We start from the raw sequence: 18,468 nt of genomic DNA on the forward strand, positions 1-18,468 counted from the left end.
TGGCTAAGGGGAGGTTAACGGGACGGCACAAAGGGCAAGTGTTGGCTTGCGCGGGGCAGATAGCCGCTGCATAACGCCTGTGAACGCCGAATAAGGAACGCCAGATGATCGGACGCCTGAACCATGTTGCCATAGCTGTGCCTGACCTAAAGGCCGCAGCGGCGCTATACCGTGATACGTTGGGGGCCAAAGTGGGTGCCCCGCAGGACGAGCCGGACCACGGGGTGACAGTGGTTTTCATCGAGCTGCCCAACACCAAGATCGAGTTGCTGTACCCATTGGGTGACAACAGCCCGATCAGCAAATTTCTGGAAAAGAACCCGTCAGGCGGCATTCATCATATCTGTTACGAGGTGGATGACATTATTGTCGCCCGTGACAAGCTAAAGGCATCCGGCGCCCGCGTGCTGGGCACAGGCGAGCCAAAGATCGGGGCGCATGGTAAACCTGTGCTGTTTCTGCATCCCAAGGATTTCACCGGCACGCTGGTTGAACTGGAGCAGGTGTAGGATATGGCCATTACATCTGCCCTCGTTCTGTTCGCCGTGATCTGGTTTATGACGCTGTTTATCGTGCTGCCGCTGCGCCTGAAAACACAAGCGGATGTGGGCAAGGTGGCGCGTGGCACGCCAGCGTCTGCACCGGTTGATCCGCAGCTAAAGAAACGGGCGCTGATCGTCACTGCGATCACCGTGGTGTTGTGGTCCATCGTGATGGTGGTGATATTAAGCGGCGTTATAACGGTCGAGGATTTCGACTGGTTCGATCATTTCACCCCGCCATCCAGCCGATGAAACATATGGGTAAAGGTGGCGGCTGCTAAAATCGGGATCAGCAGGTTCACCACAGGAATGGTGAGCGGCACGGCCATCAACACCCCTGCCCACCAGATTTCGCGCCAGTGCTGTTTACGAAGCGCAATGGCCCCCGCACGCCCCAACCGGCGCATGGCTGCCATCTGGAAATATTCCCGCCCCAGCAGATAGCCGTTTAAGGCCCAGAACAGTAGCGGTGAAAATACGTTTATGAAGGCGTAAACGACAAACGCCAGCAGGTTGGCGCCGATCAGCAACCCTAAAAAGTTTAGCGTGTCGGTCAGGGTTTCCCGAAAGGGGATGCGCGGGATTTCGGGCAACTGCGGATAGTGTTTGCGTTCAACCGCTTTGGCCACATCGTCAAGGAACAATCCGGTAAACGCCGAGGCCACCGGGATCATCAGAAAAAAACGACAGGATCAGCATGAACAGCATTGATCCCCAGCCCAGCAGGTCTTTGATTCATGTCACTTCGCCAACGAACGGGATGGAAAAGGTTTCGGGCGCAAAGTTGCTGATTAGGGTCAGAAATGCCGCATAGACACCGAACAACAGGGCGATGGTCAGGGCGATGCCAAAGAACAGCACCCGCTGGAAGCGGTGATCGGTGAGCTGTGCGACGGCTTTGGCAAAATCGGCAAAAATCATGTGCTGGTCCATTCTGTTATTGCGGCCACGTCGGGGCGGGGGCGTTCGGGCGGTGTGTTGGTCCCTGTGCCGATATGGATGAAACCGGCGACGGTTTCGTGGGCCGCGAGGTTCAGGCCTTTGGATAAAAACTCACGGTCATGACTGGGCCAGCCTGTCAGCCAGTTTGCCCCCCAGCCCGAGGCAAGGGCGGCGTTTAGCAGGGACAGGCAGGTGGCACCGGCTGAATAAAGCTGTTCGATTTCGGGGATTTTATCCGAGGGTGTGGGGCTGGCGATGACGACGACGATAAGCGGGGCGTTTTTGAATGCCGCGGCGGCTTTGTCGATCTTGTCGGGGTCAATCGCAAGCGCTGCACCACGTTCATTGGCGAGGCTGGCAAGACGCGGCAGGGCGGCATCCGTGAGGATGATGAAGCGCCACGGTTCCAGTTTGCCATGATCGGGCACACGGACGGCGGCGGTCAGGAGGGGGCCGAGCTGCTCGCGGGTGGGTGCAGGGGTGGTTAGGGTTTTGTAGGGTCTTGAGCGGCGGGTCAGGAGGAAATCCATCACGCATTGGTCGGGGTTGGTCATCATGTTCTCCTGTTGGCCGTTTATATGTTGTCGATAACGCCGTGTGGTTCAAGGGGCTGTTGTTAAAATGAAGCCCTGCGGGCAGCTCGATTAATTTGCGCCTGACGGCGCGGTGCCTGCGGCGCAGGTATTTAAGGCAAGAAGAACGGGGAAGCCGGCTAGAGGTTGTTGGTGTGGGTTTCGCTCCATTGCTGGCGCAGGGCGGTTGCACTGTTGGCAAAGCTGTCTGTCAGGACCTTGTAGGTGGCAATGCGGTCAGCCCTGAAGTGGCGGAAATCCTGGCGCATTTCGCACCATGCGGCCAGCACGATGGATTCAGCGTAATAGATGATGGCAAGCGGCAGGATGCATCGTTTGGTTTGGGTGTTGGTTTCGTCAAAGTAAGTCATTTCAATTTTGCGCGTTTGGCGGATGGCGCTGCGGATGTCGGACAGGTCAACGGTTTTTGGCGCATCCGGCCCCCAGCTGGAGGAAAACAGCGCATCACTGAGCGGGGCAGCATTGGCGAGTTTGCGGGCCACACTACGCGCGGCGCGTTGCAGTCCGCTGTCGCCTGTGCGGGCGATCATCAACAGGCTGACGGTGATGGCTTCGGCCTCGTCTATGTCAAAGTTGATCGGCGGCAGGTCGTAGCCTTTGCGCATAATATAACCGATCCCAGCTGCACCTTCGATCGGGGTTCGCATCGCCTGAAGCGAGGCGATATCGCGGTAGATTGTGCGCTTGGTGACTTCCAGCTCATCCGCGATTGATTGCGCCGTGCGCGGGTGTGTGGCCACGCGCAACAGCTGGATGATTTCAAACATTCTGGATGAACGTGCCATTGGGGCGCGAACTGTCGTTGGTTCAAGGGCCGTATGACACCTGCATGTTTGTGCGCGAGGCGGGGTATCAGACGTTTCGGGCGCTGGAAGGGTCGCATGCAGGAATTGAGGAGACGATACAGAAAACACCTGCCGCGCAGATCGTGTTTTCGCTGCCTTGTGATATTGATGCGTTGCGCCATGCGTTTGCGGTGATCTTTGCCCATCATGTGAACGAGGAGCCGACCATTCGGGTGGTTGAGGCGTGGGGGAGCAGATCAAAACTGCTGGATGACAAGGGCAACCCGCACCGGTATTGGAACCGTGCGGATGCGGATGTGTTGCATGGCCGTGCAATCGAAGGTGAGTGACGAGGACCACACATATGGTCGGGGTTGCGTTGGTTTGCGTTTCGGCGATTGCGTTCAGCACGGCGGGGCTGTTTGCCAAGGGTGTTTTGGCGGACGCGTGGAACGTGATTTTCTGGCGCGGGGTTAGTGCGGTGGCCTTTACGTTTATTTATGTTGTCTGGCGCGGGGATTTGGGCAGCGAGGTTCGGCGGTTCGGGTGGCCTGCGGGTTTGGCCTTGTTGCTGAATGCATCTGGCACAGCGGCGTTCATTCCGGCGTTCAAGCTGACCAGTATTGCCAATGTCGCAATGATCTGGGCGACCGCGCCGTTTCTGACGGCGTTACTGGCGTGGCTGGGTTTGAACGAGCGCCCCAGCCGCCGCGTGATGCTGGCCAGCGGGGTGGCAATTATCGGCGTTGGGATTGTGGTGAGCGGGTCATTGGGCGGTGGCAATATCATTGGCGATGCGCTGGCGCTGTGGATGACGCTGATGATCGCCGGTGTGGTGGTGATTTACCGCCGCTGGCCTGATACGCCTGTGGCGCTGCCCAATGCAGGCGCGTCGGTGGTGTTATTGCCATTCGCGCTGTGGTTCAGTGACCCGATGCAGGTCGTGCCGTTTGAGATGTGGATCCTGCTGGCGTTCGGGTTGCTGTTCGCGGTGGCCTCGGTGACGTTGACCGAGGGGGCGCGGCGGCTGCCCGCTGCCGAAACCGCATTGTTAAGCGCCTTGGAAACGCCATTGGCACCGATCTGGGCGTTTTTACTGTTGTCACAAGTGCCGAGCGGGGTTGCGGTGGTTGGCGGTGTGATGATTATGGCGGCGCTGGTCTGGTCGCAGATGAAGCGCGACTAGGGTCTGCACCCTAATCCGGCAACCCGTCCCAGATTTCTATGTCATCGACCCATTGGTGTTTCGGATTGGCGTTGCCGTAAATTTGCGTCAGCATGATAAAGTCGATGGGTTTGCCGTTGCGGGTGGTGGGGCCGTGGTGATCACCAACGGTTTGTCCGTTCACCTTCCATAGGGCGCGGCCATCGTTACCCTCGCTCCAGTGCCAGTAGAATTCGGTCAGGAACCACTCGCCCATCGGCACAGGGATGTCGCGGTTATCAATCTCCCAGATCGGTCGTTGCGGGTTGCGGTCGCCCTGCCAGTGCCAATAGGGTTTGCCGTCGGCGTCCGTGTAAATATATGAGATTAGGCGGAAGCCGGAGCCATTTGCGTAGCCTTTGGTCTTCCATTCAAAAAAGGTGCGCCACATATCGGGTTTGGTCAGGCTGCCTGCGTCCAGTTTGATCCAGAATCTGACGTAAAGGTCAGAACGCCCGTCTTTGATGTTCAGAATTTCATAGGGGCTTTGGGTGTCGTCGCGGAATTCATAGTTTTCAACGCTATAAAGTGCGCGGGTTCGTTGACCTGTATGACCGGTCACCGTCTGGATTTCATTACGCAAGGCTTGCTGGTTATCATGCTTAATCAAGTGTAACCCGCTTTCGGAAGCCCCTAATATGGTGATTGGCCAGCTATAACCTGTCTGGGAATCTGTTCCGGTGACATTTTGATATCCGTCATCCAGAGGGGCGAGTGTTATGCCTTCAAAGCCCGAAGAAAACAGCAGTCTGGCGGGCTGGTCGGCACGGGCGGGTTGGACCACATGCAGGATTACCGCGAGGGCAAGCAGGATGGCGGGTATTGACATTTTGCGTGCCATGTCAGTGTTCCGGTCGTTTGAATGCCTTGCGCATTTGTGCGGCTTTTGTGCGGGCAGCACAACCATCGGCGTGGTCGTTGATCAGCCCCATCGATTGCATAAAGGCATAGACCGTGGTGGGGCCGACGAATTTCCAGCCTCGTCTTTTTAGATCTTTTGCCAGTGCTATTGCCTCATCGCAAGTGGTGGATGTTTGGGGCTCGGCTAGGTTCTCTGGGGCGGGTTCATAGCTCCAGACATAGGCGGCCAGAGAGCCTTCCTGTTCGATAAGTTCCTGTGTGCGTTTTGCGTTGTTGATCACCGCTTTGATCTTGCCGCGGTGCCGGACGATACCGGCATTTTGCAATAAGCGCTCAATATCCCGGTCGGTGTAGTCTGCGACTTTGTTGTAATCGAAGCCATCAAAGGCGGCGCGGAAGTTTTCGCGTTTGGCAAGGATGGTGCGCCAGCTGAGGCCGGATTGGAAGCTTTCTAGGCACAGCTTTTCAAACAAGCGGCGGTCGTCGCCAACGGGGTAGCCCCATTCGGTGTCGTGGTAGTGCAGGAAATCGGGGGCTGAGCCGGACCAGCGGCAGCGGGGTTGGCCAACGTGGCCGGTGATTATGTTGCTCATGGGGTTAGTCCTTGCCGGTCAGAAATTGCAGGCGTTGGTCGGTTAGGGACGGGGTGATTTCAAGGATTTCAGCGGTGACAATGTTCTGGGTCACGAAGGGGTCGTTGTTCACGCGGTTTTGCAGTGCTTCCAGCGTGGTATTATGCGCCATGACTCCGCCACCCAAATTTGGTTGCAGGCTGCCGGACATTAGGAATACCCCGTCGTCAAAGCCGCGTTTGATCCAGTCTTTGTGGGTTTGCATGAATTGGCCCGCTTGGGATTTGTTGTCAGAAAATCTGAGCAATACAATGAACATTCGGGGCTCCATTCTAATGGGTCGGGGTGTTAGCGGAACATGTTTCCAGCCAATCACACATCTGCTCTACCTCTTGTCTGACGAATGCATCATCATGGAAGGCGGTTGCGAGGGTGGCGACGCCCTGACTGCGGGCCAGAAGGTGCATTGCCAGCGCATCGGCGTCTTTGGTGCGGCCCATGAGGGTGAATTGCTGCCGTAGCCAGTTCCGGAACAGGGTGAAAAGGGCGGTTGCATCGGATTTTGAGGCATGATCCAGCTTTGCCAATTCGGTGCAGAGCGTGCCGACAGGGCAGCCGTATTGCATGATGCTGGATTGGTTTTGGATCAGGATGTGGATGAAGCTGCGGATGCGGTGCTGGGGCGTGACCCCGTCGACCTCCCATTGTGCGAGCATATTTTGGGTGTTGGACAGGCGCGCGTCAATCACGGCGGCCAAAATTTCGTCTTTGGTCTTGAAGTGATAATAAAAATTGCCGCGTGAAATTTTTACTGTTTGGGCGATGTCCGCGAATGATGTGTGATCAAAACCTTGCCGATAGAACAGCTGGTCGGCGGCTTCAATGATGCGGGTGCGGGTGGTGCTCATGCGATCATGACTCGGAATTAGGACGGTTGCCCTATGAGTAGGTCAACTGTCCTAATCTGTCAAGATAGCGAGGACTAAAGCTTGATACGGAACCGTGCGAACCCGTCCGGCCCATCACCAGCAGGTTCAATCGTCACGCCCTTCACATCATCAATGTAATCCTGCGCCTTTGGCCCAGTGTCGAACAACACGGTGGTGTCGGGCAGCGATTTGAAGCTCCAGTTGGCGTCGGCCTTTGGATTAATCGTGCCTTGTTCGACAATGTAGCGCACGATCACGTCGCGATTGGTGTCGGGGGCTTCAAACACGATGGTGTCACCCTTGGCGCCGGGGAAGTCACCGCCGCCCGACGCGCGGTAATTATTGGTGGCGATGATGAATTCCATGTCATCGGTCACCGGTTTACCGTCATACATCAGGTTGACGATGCGGGTTGCGCCCTCGTTCAACATACCGCCTTTGGCGTCAAACCGTGACGGCTGGGACAGGTCGATTTCATAGGTCACCCCGTCGATTACATCAAAGTTGTAGCTGGGGAAATCGGGGTTTAGCAGCACTTGATCGGCTTTGCCCACTTCAACCTGATTGAACATACCGGCCGAGCGTTCCAGCCAGCCTTTGACTTGCGCGCCAGTCACCTTCACCGCGCGGGCGGTGTTGGGGTATAGATACAGGTCCGAGACGTTTTTGATCGCCACATCGCCAATGGCTACATCGGTGTAATATTCAGGGCCACCGCGGCCACCAGCCTTGAAGGGTGCTGCGGCAGACAGGATGGGCAGGTCAGCGTATTCAGTGCCTTTCAGCATTTCGGCGATATACCATTTTTGCGCGATCGACACGATCTGAACGGATGGATCATCCGCCACCAGCGCGAAATAGCTGTGCAACGGGGCGGCGGTTTTACCAACCGCGCGGCGGATGTATTCCAACGTTTCGTCGTGCTGTTGTTGCACTGAATCCAGCACATATTGCTGGCTTTCGACCAGTGCGGTGGTTGAACGGTCCTCGTTGCGTTTGGAAATCGGGCGAGCCTCGGTGGCAAAGCTCATGATTTTCCATTCATTGCCGGAGCGTTCCAGCATCAGGTCGATCAGGCCCATGTGGGAGCCCCAAAAGCCGCCCATTGTGGCAGGCTTGCCGTGCAGCGTGCCTTTTTCGGAATCCACCCCGTCGATGCCTGCATATTTCGGGCCGGGAAATACAAGGTGGTGATGGCCGGCCATGATCGCATCAATGCCATCAACCATCGCCAGTTGCAGCGAGGCGTTTTCCAGACCTTCGTCGGTTTGCGAGGCGGCAATGCCGGAATGCGACAGGGCGATGATGATATCGGCGCCTGCCTCTTTCATTTCGGGCACGTAGGCGCGGGCGGTGGCGACGATGTCACGGGTCATCACGTTGCCCTCAAGGTGGCGGCGATCCCAGTTCATGATTTGTGGCGGGACAAAGCCGATGATGCCGATTTTGATCGGGTGGCTGTCGCCAGCGCCATCGGTCAGGACCTTGTCCAAAAGCACATAGGGTTTCAGCATGGTTTTGTCGTTACGGGGGGTGGCGCCCATTTCAGTGGCGATGTTGGCCGAAACCATGGGGAAAGTGGCACCGGCAATAGATTTCATCAGGAAATCTAGACCGTAGTTAAACTCGTGGTTGCCCATGGTGGAGGCGTCAAAGCCGATAGTATTCATCGCGGTGATCACCGGATGCATGTCGCCTTCTTTCATGCCGCGCTCGTAAGCGATGTAATCGCCCATCGGGTTGCCTTGCAGGAAATCACCATTATCGAGCAGCATTGAATTGGTTGCCTCGTCGCGGACTTCCTTGATCAGAGACGCGGTGCGGGCAAGGCCGACAGTATCGCGTGGTTTGTCGGCATAATAGTCATACGGGAAGACATGCACATGCAGGTCGGTGGTTTCCATGATGCGCAAATGGGCCTGATTGCCAGCGGCGCGTGCGGAATATGGGTGAAGTGCGATCAAAGACGTTCCTGCGGCGGTTCCGGCCAGAAACATCCGGCGGGTCATTGTGGTTTTTATCGTTTTGGTCATGGGAGCCTCCGAGAATCCATCAGTTGAAAGAAGGAAACCGTAGCATGACGTATGGTTAACACTAGCGGGGTCGGCGGATAATTGCCACTCCCCTTTAGGGTGATTGTTCGCGACATATTCTCTTATTGGTTGTTGAGCTGAAAACAATCAAAGGTGTGAATTGCCATTGTCCACATTGGCGTGTCACATATGCGGAAAATAGGTGGAAAAGCAGTATGCGGAATTCTGAATCAGTTACATTTGGCGGCTCTGGTCTGGACAGGGCGGCGCAGTTGCGCGGGGATGGGGGTGCGATTGCGGCGTTGTGGGCGCGCGACGATGCACGGGTTTTGCCGATCTGGCGCGGCAAGCCGCTGATCGGCGAGGATGCTGCGACCCGGCTGCCGATTGGCCACAAGGTTCTGGATGACGTTGTAAATGGGGCGGTATTTCTGGGGATGGACGCGGATGCGCCGGTGTTTGCGCAGGACGTGTCGGGGTGGGCGCCCGAGGGGTTGAACGCCGAGGAAATGGCGCAGTTCTTTGATCCTAGCGAGCAACAGCACCCCGATTTGCCACAAGGGCAGGTATTTTGCGAATTGCGCGGGGTGATGGCGCGCCTGTCCGCGCGGGATGCGGAACTGATTGCGAGCGCTAAATCTTTGTTCGACTGGCATCGCACGCACCGGTTTTGTTCGACCTGCGGGCAGGAAAGCGAAATGACGATGGCAGGGTGGCAACGTGATTGTCCGGCGTGCGGGCGCAAACATTTTCCACGCACCGATCCGGTGGTGATTATGTTGATCACACATGGCAATTCCGTGTTGATGGGGCGAAGCCCCAATTGGCCAGAAGGGATGTATTCGCTGCTGGCCGGATTTGTTGAGCCCGGCGAAACCATCGAGGCCGCCGTTCGGCGCGAGGTGTTCGAGGAGGCAGGCATCAAGGTAGGTGCGGTCGAATATCTGGCGAGCCAGCCGTGGCCATATCCATCGAGCCTGATGATCGGGTGCCGTGGTGTGGCGCTGGGGCGCGAGATTACCATCGATCCGGTCGAGATCGAGGACGCGCTGTGGATCAGTCGCGAGGAGATGCTGGATATTTATGCCGGCACGCACCCTGTGGTAAAACCCGCACGGGTGGGGGCAATTGCGCATCTCATAGTGCAGCATTGGCTTGCAGACCGGCTGGATTAAGGCGAAAACGGGCGCAGGGCAAAAAATCAGGCAAACAGATGATATTCACCACCAAAGAAGACATTGAAGCACCGATAGATGCGGTGTTCAGGGCGGTCTCGAACTTTAATGCGTTTGAGCGTTCGGCATTGCGCCGCGGGGCGCGGGTGCAGCGGGTGGATCGCAAAACCCACCCGTCAACTAGCATTGCCTGGGATGTCGGTTTTTTGTTTCGCGGAAAGAAACGCGATATGCTGGTGGAGCTGACCGAATACGACGCGCCAAACCGGCTATTGGCGCACTCCCTGTCTGGCGGCCTTGAAGGCGAGGTTTCTGTGGATTTGGTTGCCCTGTCCAAAAACCGCACCCGCATGGCGATTGACATAGAGGTCAAGCCTAAAACCCTGTCGGCACGTCTGATGGTGCAATCCATGCGGCTGGCCAAGGGCAAACTGACAAAGCGCTACCGTTTGAAAGTGGCGGGTTTTGCAAACGATATCGAGGACAAATATAAGGATGGGCGGCTGGCCTAGACCGTTTGGTGAGCAGGCTGAAAAGTGAGCTGCTTGCACAACAAAAAGCCGGGGGATTTTCCCTAATCTGTTCCCGAACGCCATTCGCTGATTGATGCTTGATCCATGACAGAACGCCCATCAAGGACGCTTTGCGCGAGCAAGCGGGTAAACTCCTTGACGGACAACCTCTCACGGCTTTTTACGGGATCAGCGAAGCGGCGACGGAAAGCAGGAGGAAACCCTTGCCTACTTCAAGGGCAGTGACCCCAAGGGTTATACAGGCAGAACGGCGGCGGTTTTGAAGGCATATGTGCAAGCCCACCAGCCGAAATAGGCTTGGGAGATTCAATATGGCCAAAAAGCCACAGGACAAAGCTAGAGAACGCCGTAGAAATCAACGGATTCTCGATGTGGGACGGAATAAAAAGTCCGCCTCTGATGCATTCGTCGAAGAAGCAACAGAAGAAGCATTTGATTGGCTGGAATGCGGTGGGGTTCGTAGAATTTGGACGGTTATAAAGGTGGTTGCCTTAATACTCGCCGTTCTTATCATCGTAACAATAACTACTGTTCTGACAAATTAATTGGAGGGACTGATGGCAGTTCAGAAGATCAAATTTCATACATCCTGAAGCTAGTTGAAGCTGAGAAAATCGCCAATAAAAACAGGGCGATTGGACCTTCACTGACAGGCGCATCACAACGGTGGTTGACGCCTAATGGCGTCTCGGATCGGCAGGATAAACCCCCAGCAGCGATATCTTGTCTGTGAAATAGTCCAGCTCTTCCATCGCCAACTGCACGTTCCTGTCGTCGGGATGGCCCTCGATTTCAGCGTAGAATTGCGTGGCGGTGAACGATCCGTCCACCATATAGCTTTCCAGCTTGGTCATGTTGACACTGTTGGTGGCAAAGCCGCCCATCGCCTTATAGAGCGCTGCCGGAATATTGCGCACCCGAAACACGAAAGACGTGACCATGCCGATATTGCCACGGCGCTTCAGATCAATGTCACGCGACATGATCAAGAAACGGGTGGTGTTTTTGTCGTGGTCTTCAATATGGCGGGCCAGAATGTCCAAACCGTAAATGTCACCGGCAAGTTCGCTCGCCAATGCCGCCAGTTCAGGGTCATTCACCTCGGCCACATGCTGGGCCGACCCGGCCGTATCGGCACCGGTGACGCGGTGGATGCCGTGCTCGCCCAGAAAATTGCGGCATTGGCCCAACAGCACTGTATGGCTCATCGCGTTTTTGACCTGATCCAGTCTGGTGCCTTTGACGGCCAGTAGATTGATATGCACCCGCACGAACGCCTCGTCGATAATATGCAGACCCGAGGCGGGCAAAAGGTGGTGAATATCTGCCACCCGTCCGTAGGTTGAATTTTCAACCGGCAGCATTGCCAGATCGGCCTGACCTTTGCGAACGGTCTCGATTGCGTCCTCGAAAGTGCGGCAGGGGATTGGCTCAAAATTCGGTCGGGCTTCGATGCAGGCCTGGTGTGAATAGGCTCCAAGTTCACCCTGAAAGGCGATTTTTGCGGTCATGATCGTGTTTTCCAGTCGCAAATAGCGAAAAAAGTCGTAATGCCGCGTTAACTACACCTTGCGATAAGGTAGGGGAAGCGGATAGATAACCCCAAACTTTGAACAGGATGGATAGCGACATGTTCGACACAATGACAATGACAAAGATCGTAGGCGGCGTCGGGAGTGCGTTGCTGATTTTCCTTTTGGGCAACTGGGCGGCTGATGTGCTGTATTCCACAGGTGGCAGCGAGCACGAGGAAACAGCGATGGCCGAGGGCGGCCAAACTGAAGGTGCAGCCGAGCCGACAGCCGAAGTAGCCGCTGTTGAAGAGGGGCCATCCTTTGAAGAACTGTTTGCAGCTGCTGATGTCGCGGCGGGTGAAAAGCTGTTCAAGAAATGCAAGGCCTGTCACAAACTGGCCGAGGGCGCGAACGCAACAGGCCCATCGCTGTTTGGTGTTGTCGGACGTGACGTGGGCAAAGCCGAAGGGTTTGGCTATTCCGGCACGATGGCGGAATTGGGCGGTGCATGGACACCGGACCGGATGAGCGAATTTCTGACCAAGCCAAAGGATTACGTCCCTGGCACGAAGATGAGCTTTTCTGGTTTGAAGAAAGTCACTGACCGCGCCAACCTGATAGCCTATCTGGCGACAATCGGCGGTTAGAGCAAATACAATTGGATTGGATTTGCTCTGATCCGGTTTGAGCTGAATATGGCCCGTCCGATTTTTCGGGCGGGTTTTTTGCATGGAAAATGGTCATGATTGGTCAAATCCACGTCAGTTTACCCATTATCAACTTGATTGTTGCATGTTCCCATATTTAGCTAAGTTTTAGTAAAATTGGATGAAACCGACCGGAGGATACAGAATGTTGCCACGCCAGACACGCGCTATTGCAAAGGTTAGACGCCAAAATGCGGCGGATGGTTTTCGGCTGTTTTTCACCGGAATGGTTGCGCTGGCAGCACTGGTTTTGATGGTTTCGGCCGCTTGGGCCGAGGAAAATATCATCAAGGCGCACGGGATTTCCACCTTTGGCGAGCTGAAATACCCGTCCGATTTCACCAATCTGGATTATGTGAACCCCGACGCGCCCAAAGGCGGCGAAATGTCGATGTCGTGGACGGGATCGTTTGATTCAATGAACCCGTATTCGATCAAAGGTCGGTCGGGTCTGTTGGCAAGCAGTGCGTTTGAATCCCTGCTGATCGGCACCGCTGATGAAATTGGCGCATCCTACGGGCTGTTGGCCGAAAGCATCGAATACCCCGAAGACAGATCATGGGTGATTTTCAACATCCGCGAGATTGCTAAGTTTTCGGATGGGTCACCCGTGCTGGCCGAAGACATTGTTTTTTCCTACGAGACATTCCTAACCAAGGGGCTAAGCAGTTTTCGGGTGCAACTGGCCAAGATGGTTGAAAGTGCCGAGATTTTATCGCCACGGCAGGTGAAATTCGTGTTCAAAGAGGATTTCCCCAAGCGCGATATAATTGAGGCGGTTGGTGGCTTGCCGATATTCTCGAAAAAAGATTTCGAGGTGACGGGGCGGGATTTCGAGGATAGCTTTATGGAACCGATGATAGGGTCCGGTGCCTATGTTCTGGACCGTGTGGATGTGGGGAAAACGCTGGTTTATCGCTATAATCCTGATTATTGGGGTGCGGATTTGCCGATCACCAGAGGCACCAATAACTTCGAGACTATCCGGATCGAATATTACGGTGATTCAACGGCGGCGTTCGAGGGATTCAAGGGCGGCACATTCACTTTCCGCAACGAAAATTCGTCCAAGATATGGGCGACGGGATATGATTTTCCGGCGGTTCTGGATGGAACCGTCGTCAAAGCGCTGCTGGAGCACGGTAATAAAACCACAGGACAGTCGTTTATCTTCAACCTGAGGCGCGAGAAATTTCAAGATGCGCGGGTACGCGAGGCAATTGGGTTGATGTTCAATTTTGAATGGTCAAACAAGACGCTGTTCTATGGGCTGTATGACCGGATCAATTCGTTTTGGGGCAGCAGTTACCTAGAGGCTATGGGCAAGCCGAGCGCTGCAGAGTTGGCCATTCTGGAACCAATGGCCGATATCCTGCCTGCGGGTGTTCTGGACGGCGACCCTGTGACGCCGCTTGTATCGTCAGAACGCCAACTGGACCGCAAAGCGCTGCGTCGTGCATCGGCACTGCTGGACGAAGCGGGCTGGCCGGTGGGCAATGACGGGATGCGGCGTAATGCCAAAGGCCAGACATTGCGGGTGGAATTTTTGAACGACAGCCAGAGTTTCGATCGGCTGATCAACCCGTTTGTAGAAAACCTAAAAAAACTGGGGGTTGATGCAATGCACACCCGCATCGACAACGCCCAGATGCAGCTGCGCGAACGCCCGCCGCAGTATGATTTTGACATTATAACCACCCAATTTCCGACAGATTATATTCCCGGCACTGGTTTGCGCCAGTATTTCGGAGCGGAAAGCGCGGACGATTCGGCGTTTAACAAAATGGGTTTGAAAAGCGAAGCTGTGGACAGGCTGATTGATGTGGTGCTGGAAGCTAAAACGCAAGACGAGTTGACCGTGGCTGTCAAGGCGCTGGACCGCGTTCTGCGGGCCGAAAAATTCTGGATCCCGCAATGGGCCAAGAACGCGCATACGGTGGCCTACTACGATATGTACGAGCATCCTGACCCGCTGCCGCCATATGCGTTGGGCAATCTGGATTTCTGGTGGTATAACGCTGAAAAAGCCGCGGCCCTGAAGGCCAGCGGCGCATTAAAATAATATAGGGCAGAGCAAACCCAATGGGCGCATATATCCTAAGGCGATTGTTGCTGATTATTCCGACGCTGATCGGGATTATGATCATCAATTTCGCGCTGATCCAGTTTGTCCCTGGTGGGCCGATCGAGCAGATATTGGCCAATCTGGAAGGCGAGGGCGATGCGTTCGAGGCCATCGCCGGTGGGGGTGATGCCGGTGGGGGCGAAAGCATCGGCGGCGATGACCGCTATCAAGGTGCGCGAGGCTTGCCGCCAGAATTCATCAAGGAACTGGAGATACAGTTCGGCTTTGATAAACCGCCGCTGGAACGGTTCCTGAACATGATGTGGGATTACCTACGCTTTGATTTTGGCGAAAGCTATTTTCGCAGTGTCGGGGTGATTGATCTGGTGATTGAAAAGATGCCGGTGTCAATTACGCTGGGCCTGTGGAGCACGTTAATTGCTTATATGATCTCGATCCCGCTGGGCATTCGCAAGGCGGTCAAGGACGGCAGCCGGTTTGATACATGGACCTCGGGCGCGATTATTATCGCCTATGCGATCCCGGGCTTTTTGTTTGCGATCCTGTTGCTGGTGCTGTTTGCCGGTGGATCATACTGGAAGATATTTCCACTGCGTGGTCTGACCTCGAACAATTTTGACGACCTTACAATAATCGGCAAGGTGCTGGATTATCTGTGGCATATCACTCTGCCGGTACTGGCCTCGACCATCGCGTCATTCGCCACCCTGACGCTGCTGACCAAAAACTCGTTTCTGGACGAAATCAAAAAGCAGTATGTGGTCACCGCCAAGGCCAAGGGGCTGGCCGAGCGTAGCGTGCTATACGGCCACGTATTTCGTAACGCGATGCTGATTGTGATTGCCAGTTTCCCTGCGCTGTTTGTCGGGGTGTTCTTTGGCGGATCACTGATTATCGAAACCCTGTTTTCGCTGGATGGATTGGGCCGATTGGGGTTCGAGGCCGTGGTGGTACGTGATTATCCAGTGATGTTCGGCACGCTCTATGCCTTTGGTTTGCTGGGGCTTCTGGTCGGAATCCTGTCGGATATGATGTACGTGTTTATCGACCCTCGCATTGATTTCGAGGGGCGGGGAAGCTGATGGCACTTTCTGCCCTGAACCAGCGTCGGTGGCGCAATTTTCGGCGCAATGGCCGCGCCTTTTGGTCGCTGATCCTGTTCAGCGTTCTGTTTACCCTGTCGCTGTTTGCCGAATTCATCGCCAATGACAAACCGATTGTGGTGAATTATCGCGGCGCATATTATATGCCGATTTTCAATTTCTACCCTGAAACGGAATTTGGCGGCGATTTCAAAACCGAAGCGATCTACCGCGATATCGAGGTGAAATGCCTGATCAAAAGTGGCGGGTTGGAAATATGTTTTGACGACCCTGAAGGGGTGATCGAGGATGCCGCAGATGGCGAGGTGGATGGCGAGGCTGTTTCGGCGGGCTGGATGCTCTGGCCGATCATCCCCTATTCATTCCAGACCATCGTTGACATCCCCGGCACGGCCCCATCCGCCCCCGACGCCCACAACTGGCTGGGCACTGATGATACCAAGCGCGACGTGGCGGCACGGGTAATTTACGGGTTCCGTTTGTCGGTGTTTTTCACCTTGCTGGTGTCAAGCATCGGGTCGGTGATTGGCATCATTGCGGGGGCGGCACAGGGGTATTTCGGCGGCTGGGTCGATCTGGTGTTTCAGCGGTTGTTGGAGATATGGGGCTCGACCCCGTCGATTTATGTGATCATCATCCTGTTCTCCATTCTGGGGCGCGGGTTCTGGTTGCTGGTGTTTATCACCGTGCTGTTTGGCTGGACAGCGCTGGTCGGGGTGGTGCGCGCCGAATTCCTGCGGGCGCGTAATTTCGAATATGTGCGGGCGGCCAAAGCGCTGGGCGTGTCGGATCGTGTGATCATGTTCCGCCATATGCTGCCCAATGCGATGGTGGCCACATTGACGTTTTTGCCGTTCATCATCACCGGCGCGATTGGCACGTTGGCGATGCTCGACTTTCTGGGCTTTGGGCTGCCGTCGTCATTGCCGTCACTGGGTGAATTGACGTTGCAAGCCAAGCAGAATCTGCAAGCCCCGTGGCTGGCCTTCACCGCGTTCTTTACCTTTGCCATTCTGCTGTCGCTGCTGGTGTTTATATTCGAGGGCGTGCGCGATGCATTTGATCCCAGAAAGACCTTTGAATGAGCGATATTCTGGATATCAAAGACCTGTCGGTGACGTTTCGCCAAGACGGCAAGGAAACCCGTGCGGTCAAACATATATCGCTGCGGGTCGGGCGCGGGGAAACCGTGGCGATTGTTGGCGAGTCAGGGTCGGGCAAGTCTGTTACGGCCCTGTCCACCGTCGCGCTGTTGCCGGAAAGTGCCGAAGTCACCGGCAGCATCACCTATGAAGGGGCCGAAATGATCGGTGCGTCCGAGGCCGAGTTGCGACGGGTGCGCGGCAACGATATTAGTTTCATTTTTCAGGAACCGATGACCAGCCTGAACCCGCTGCACACGTTGGAAAAACAACTGGCCGAGAGCCTGTCGCTGCATCAGGGGCTGCGAGGCGAGGTGGCGCAGCACCGGATACTGGAGCTGCTGCGCAAGGTTGGCATTCATGATGCTGAAACGCGGCTGGGGTCATACCCGCATCAATTGTCTGGCGGTCAACGCCAGCGGGTGATGATCGCAATGGCGCTGGCCAACAGGCCGGATTTGTTGATCGCGGACGAGCCGACCACGGCGCTGGATGTGACCATTCAGGCGCAGATACTGGAGCTGTTGGCCGACCTGAAAAAAACCGAGCAGATGAGCCTGCTGTTCATCACCCATGATCTGGGCATCGTGCGCAAAATTGCTGACCGTGTTTATGTGATGAAAGGTGGCGAGATTGTCGAAGACGGCGCAACGGCCGAGATTTTTGATAATCCGCAGCATGAATATACCAAGATTTTGCTGAACGCCGAAACTGTGGGGCGGCCTGAACCGGTGCCGGATGGCGCCGAAGAAGTGGTGCGCACCCATGATTTGCGCATCTGGTTTCCGATCTACAAAGGGCTGTTGCGGCGCACGGTTGGCTACGTCAAAGCGGTGAATGCGGCGACGATTTCGGTGCGCCAAGGCGAAACATTGGGCATTGTCGGCGAGTCAGGGTCAGGCAAAACCACGATGGCATTGGCGATCATGCGGCTGATCCCGTCCGAGGGGCCGATTGTGTTTATGGGCCAAGCGGTGGATGGCTGGAAACCGCGCCAGATGCGGCCCTTGCGGCGTGATATGCAGATCGTGTTTCAAGACCCCTATGGCTCGCTTTCGCCACGGATGTCGATTGAACAGATCATCGCCGAGGGCCTCAGCGTGCACGGGTTGGAGCCGGGTCGTGACGAGCGCGAGATGGTGGCCGAGATTATGGTCGAGGTCGGGCTGGATCCCGCCTTGATGGACCGCTACCCGCATGAATTTTCCGGCGGCCAACGCCAGCGGATTGCGATTGCGCGGGCGATGATCTTGCGGCCCAAATTGCTGGTGCTGGACGAGCCGACCTCGGCGCTGGATATGACGGTGCAGGTGCAGATCGTCGATTTGCTGCGGGAATTGCAGCGCAAACACGGGCTGGCCTATCTGTTCATTTCGCACGATCTGCGCGTGGTGCGGGCGATGGCGCACAAGGTGATGGTGATGAAGCAGGGCGATGTGGTTGAGATGGGCGATGGCGACAAGATATTTGACGCGCCCGAGACCGACTATACCCGCGCGCTGATGGCGGCGGCGTTTGATTTGAAGGTTAGGGGTGGGGAAATGTGAAGCTGATATCAGAATTTAGTCTGATTTGAGAGTTACAAAAGTTGAGGGGCCGATATTTAGGCCATTCGACACAAAGAATACTTCTAGCACGATGTCGATTGGTTTTTGCTCAGATGGATGCCCATCTAGCCAAACAAAGAAGAATCTACTTTTGCGGCCTTTGATCTCTCCAATCGTAGGAAAGTCTGGAAAAATTTCTG

The 18,468-nt window shown here is 55.5% G+C and carries 21 protein-coding genes and 1 pseudogene; 12 read left to right on the top strand and 10 right to left on the bottom strand.

What is annotated here, in order from left to right; translation table 11 throughout:
* Window positions 1–104 precede the first annotated feature (104 nt).
* Both mce and ACWB12_RS00990 read left to right on the top strand, forming a co-directional pair.
* Window positions 105–509 (top strand): methylmalonyl-CoA epimerase, encoded by a 405-nt coding sequence (mce, locus tag ACWB12_RS00985; protein ID WP_479528190.1) that lies wholly within the window; start codon window positions 105–107, stop codon window positions 507–509.
* 3 nt (window positions 510–512) lie between these two features.
* Window positions 513–794 (top strand): DUF1467 family protein, encoded by a 282-nt coding sequence (locus ACWB12_RS00990; RefSeq protein ID WP_479528191.1) that lies wholly within the window; start codon window positions 513–515, stop codon window positions 792–794.
* Here ACWB12_RS00990 and ACWB12_RS00995 read toward each other — a convergent pair.
* From ACWB12_RS00995 to ACWB12_RS01005, 3 genes and pseudogenes are all read right to left on the bottom strand, one after another.
* Window positions 767–1,463 (bottom strand): annotated as a pseudogene (locus ACWB12_RS00995) (EI24 domain-containing protein). The gene ACWB12_RS00990 and the pseudogene ACWB12_RS00995 overlap by 28 nt on opposite strands.
* Window positions 1,460–2,038, bottom strand: a complete 579-nt coding sequence (locus ACWB12_RS01000) for a nitroreductase family protein (RefSeq protein ID WP_479528192.1) — start codon at window positions 2,036–2,038, stop codon at window positions 1,460–1,462. The pseudogene ACWB12_RS00995 and the gene ACWB12_RS01000 overlap by 4 nt, the downstream one beginning before the upstream one ends.
* Window positions 2,039–2,196: 158 nt before the next feature.
* Window positions 2,197–2,844, bottom strand: coding sequence for a helix-turn-helix transcriptional regulator (locus ACWB12_RS01005; protein ID WP_479528193.1), 648 nt, complete (start codon window positions 2,842–2,844; stop codon window positions 2,197–2,199).
* Window positions 2,845–2,849: 5 nt separating this feature from the next.
* Between ACWB12_RS01005 and ACWB12_RS01010 the strand changes: the two genes are divergently transcribed.
* Both ACWB12_RS01010 and ACWB12_RS01015 read left to right on the top strand, forming a co-directional pair.
* Window positions 2,850–3,212, top strand: coding sequence for a hypothetical protein (locus tag ACWB12_RS01010; RefSeq protein WP_479528194.1), 363 nt, complete (start codon window positions 2,850–2,852; stop codon window positions 3,210–3,212).
* Complete coding sequence (locus tag ACWB12_RS01015; protein ID WP_479528195.1) at window positions 3,209–4,048, top strand: DMT family transporter; 840 nt, start codon at window positions 3,209–3,211, stop codon at window positions 4,046–4,048. The genes ACWB12_RS01010 and ACWB12_RS01015 overlap by 4 nt, the downstream gene beginning before the upstream one ends.
* A gap of 10 nt (window positions 4,049–4,058) precedes the next feature.
* On the opposite strand, the gene ACWB12_RS01020 is transcribed toward ACWB12_RS01015, so the two are convergent.
* The 5 genes from ACWB12_RS01020 to ACWB12_RS01040 all read right to left on the bottom strand — a co-directional run bounded on the left by ACWB12_RS01020 (window position 4,059) and on the right by ACWB12_RS01040 (window position 8,461).
* Window positions 4,059–4,907: a hypothetical protein gene (locus tag ACWB12_RS01020; protein WP_479528196.1), complete on the bottom strand. Its 849-nt coding sequence runs from the start codon at window positions 4,905–4,907 to the stop codon at window positions 4,059–4,061.
* A 1-nt stretch (window position 4,908) separates the two neighbouring features.
* Window positions 4,909–5,520, bottom strand: coding sequence for a DNA-3-methyladenine glycosylase I (locus tag ACWB12_RS01025; protein WP_479528197.1), 612 nt, complete (start codon window positions 5,518–5,520; stop codon window positions 4,909–4,911).
* A gap of 4 nt (window positions 5,521–5,524) precedes the next feature.
* Complete coding sequence (locus ACWB12_RS01030; protein ID WP_479528198.1) at window positions 5,525–5,818, bottom strand: YciI family protein; 294 nt, start codon at window positions 5,816–5,818, stop codon at window positions 5,525–5,527.
* Window positions 5,819–5,831: 13 nt separating this feature from the next.
* Window positions 5,832–6,407, bottom strand: coding sequence for a TetR/AcrR family transcriptional regulator (locus ACWB12_RS01035; RefSeq protein WP_479528199.1), 576 nt, complete (start codon window positions 6,405–6,407; stop codon window positions 5,832–5,834).
* A gap of 74 nt (window positions 6,408–6,481) precedes the next feature.
* Window positions 6,482–8,461 carry a bifunctional 2',3'-cyclic-nucleotide 2'-phosphodiesterase/3'-nucleotidase gene (locus ACWB12_RS01040; protein ID WP_479528200.1) on the bottom strand — a complete coding sequence of 660 codons (1,980 nt, stop codon included), beginning with the start codon at window positions 8,459–8,461 and terminating at the stop codon, window positions 6,482–6,484.
* A 215-nt stretch (window positions 8,462–8,676) separates the two neighbouring features.
* On the opposite strand from ACWB12_RS01040, the gene nudC reads away from it, so the two are divergent.
* The 3 genes from nudC (at window position 8,677) to ACWB12_RS01055 (ending at window position 10,714) form a co-directional block, all read left to right on the top strand.
* Window positions 8,677–9,636 carry an NAD(+) diphosphatase gene (gene nudC / locus ACWB12_RS01045; protein ID WP_479528201.1) on the top strand — a complete coding sequence of 320 codons (960 nt, stop codon included), beginning with the start codon at window positions 8,677–8,679 and terminating at the stop codon, window positions 9,634–9,636.
* A gap of 38 nt (window positions 9,637–9,674) precedes the next feature.
* Window positions 9,675–10,148, top strand: coding sequence for an SRPBCC family protein (locus ACWB12_RS01050; RefSeq protein WP_479528202.1), 474 nt, complete (start codon window positions 9,675–9,677; stop codon window positions 10,146–10,148).
* 332 nt (window positions 10,149–10,480) lie between these two features.
* On the top strand, window positions 10,481–10,714 hold the full coding sequence (locus tag ACWB12_RS01055; RefSeq protein WP_479528203.1) for a hypothetical protein: 234 nt from the start codon (window positions 10,481–10,483) through the stop codon (window positions 10,712–10,714).
* A gap of 132 nt (window positions 10,715–10,846) precedes the next feature.
* Here ACWB12_RS01055 and ACWB12_RS01060 read toward each other — a convergent pair whose 3' ends face one another.
* A complete protein-coding gene (locus ACWB12_RS01060; protein ID WP_479528204.1) occupies window positions 10,847–11,680 on the bottom strand; it encodes a prephenate dehydratase in 834 nt (277 codons plus the stop codon).
* Window positions 11,681–11,799: 119 nt separating this feature from the next.
* Between ACWB12_RS01060 and ACWB12_RS01065 the strand changes: the two genes are divergently transcribed.
* From ACWB12_RS01065 to ACWB12_RS01085, 5 genes are all read left to right on the top strand, one after another.
* On the top strand, window positions 11,800–12,330 hold the full coding sequence (locus tag ACWB12_RS01065; protein ID WP_479528205.1) for a c-type cytochrome: 531 nt from the start codon (window positions 11,800–11,802) through the stop codon (window positions 12,328–12,330).
* Window positions 12,331–12,616: 286 nt separating this feature from the next.
* Window positions 12,617–14,452 carry an extracellular solute-binding protein gene (locus ACWB12_RS01070; protein ID WP_479528210.1) on the top strand — a complete coding sequence of 612 codons (1,836 nt, stop codon included), beginning with the start codon at window positions 12,617–12,619 and terminating at the stop codon, window positions 14,450–14,452.
* Between the two features lie 20 nt (window positions 14,453–14,472).
* Entirely contained in the window at window positions 14,473–15,558 is a 1,086-nt protein-coding gene (locus ACWB12_RS01075; RefSeq protein WP_479528206.1) for a microcin C ABC transporter permease YejB, read from the top strand.
* Complete coding sequence (locus ACWB12_RS01080) at window positions 15,558–16,664, top strand: ABC transporter permease (protein WP_479528207.1); 1,107 nt, start codon at window positions 15,558–15,560, stop codon at window positions 16,662–16,664. The genes ACWB12_RS01075 and ACWB12_RS01080 overlap by 1 nt, the downstream gene beginning before the upstream one ends.
* Window positions 16,661–18,268, top strand: coding sequence for an ABC transporter ATP-binding protein (locus ACWB12_RS01085; protein ID WP_479528208.1), 1,608 nt, complete (start codon window positions 16,661–16,663; stop codon window positions 18,266–18,268). Before ACWB12_RS01080 ends, ACWB12_RS01085 begins: the two co-directional genes overlap by 4 nt.
* Before the next feature lie 15 nt (window positions 18,269–18,283).
* Here the strand turns inward: ACWB12_RS01085 and ACWB12_RS01090 are convergent.
* On the bottom strand, window positions 18,284–18,468 hold a 185-nt coding region (locus ACWB12_RS01090; protein ID WP_479528209.1), incomplete at its 5' end, for a hypothetical protein.

Source organism: Profundibacter sp., from assembly GCF_056498605.1.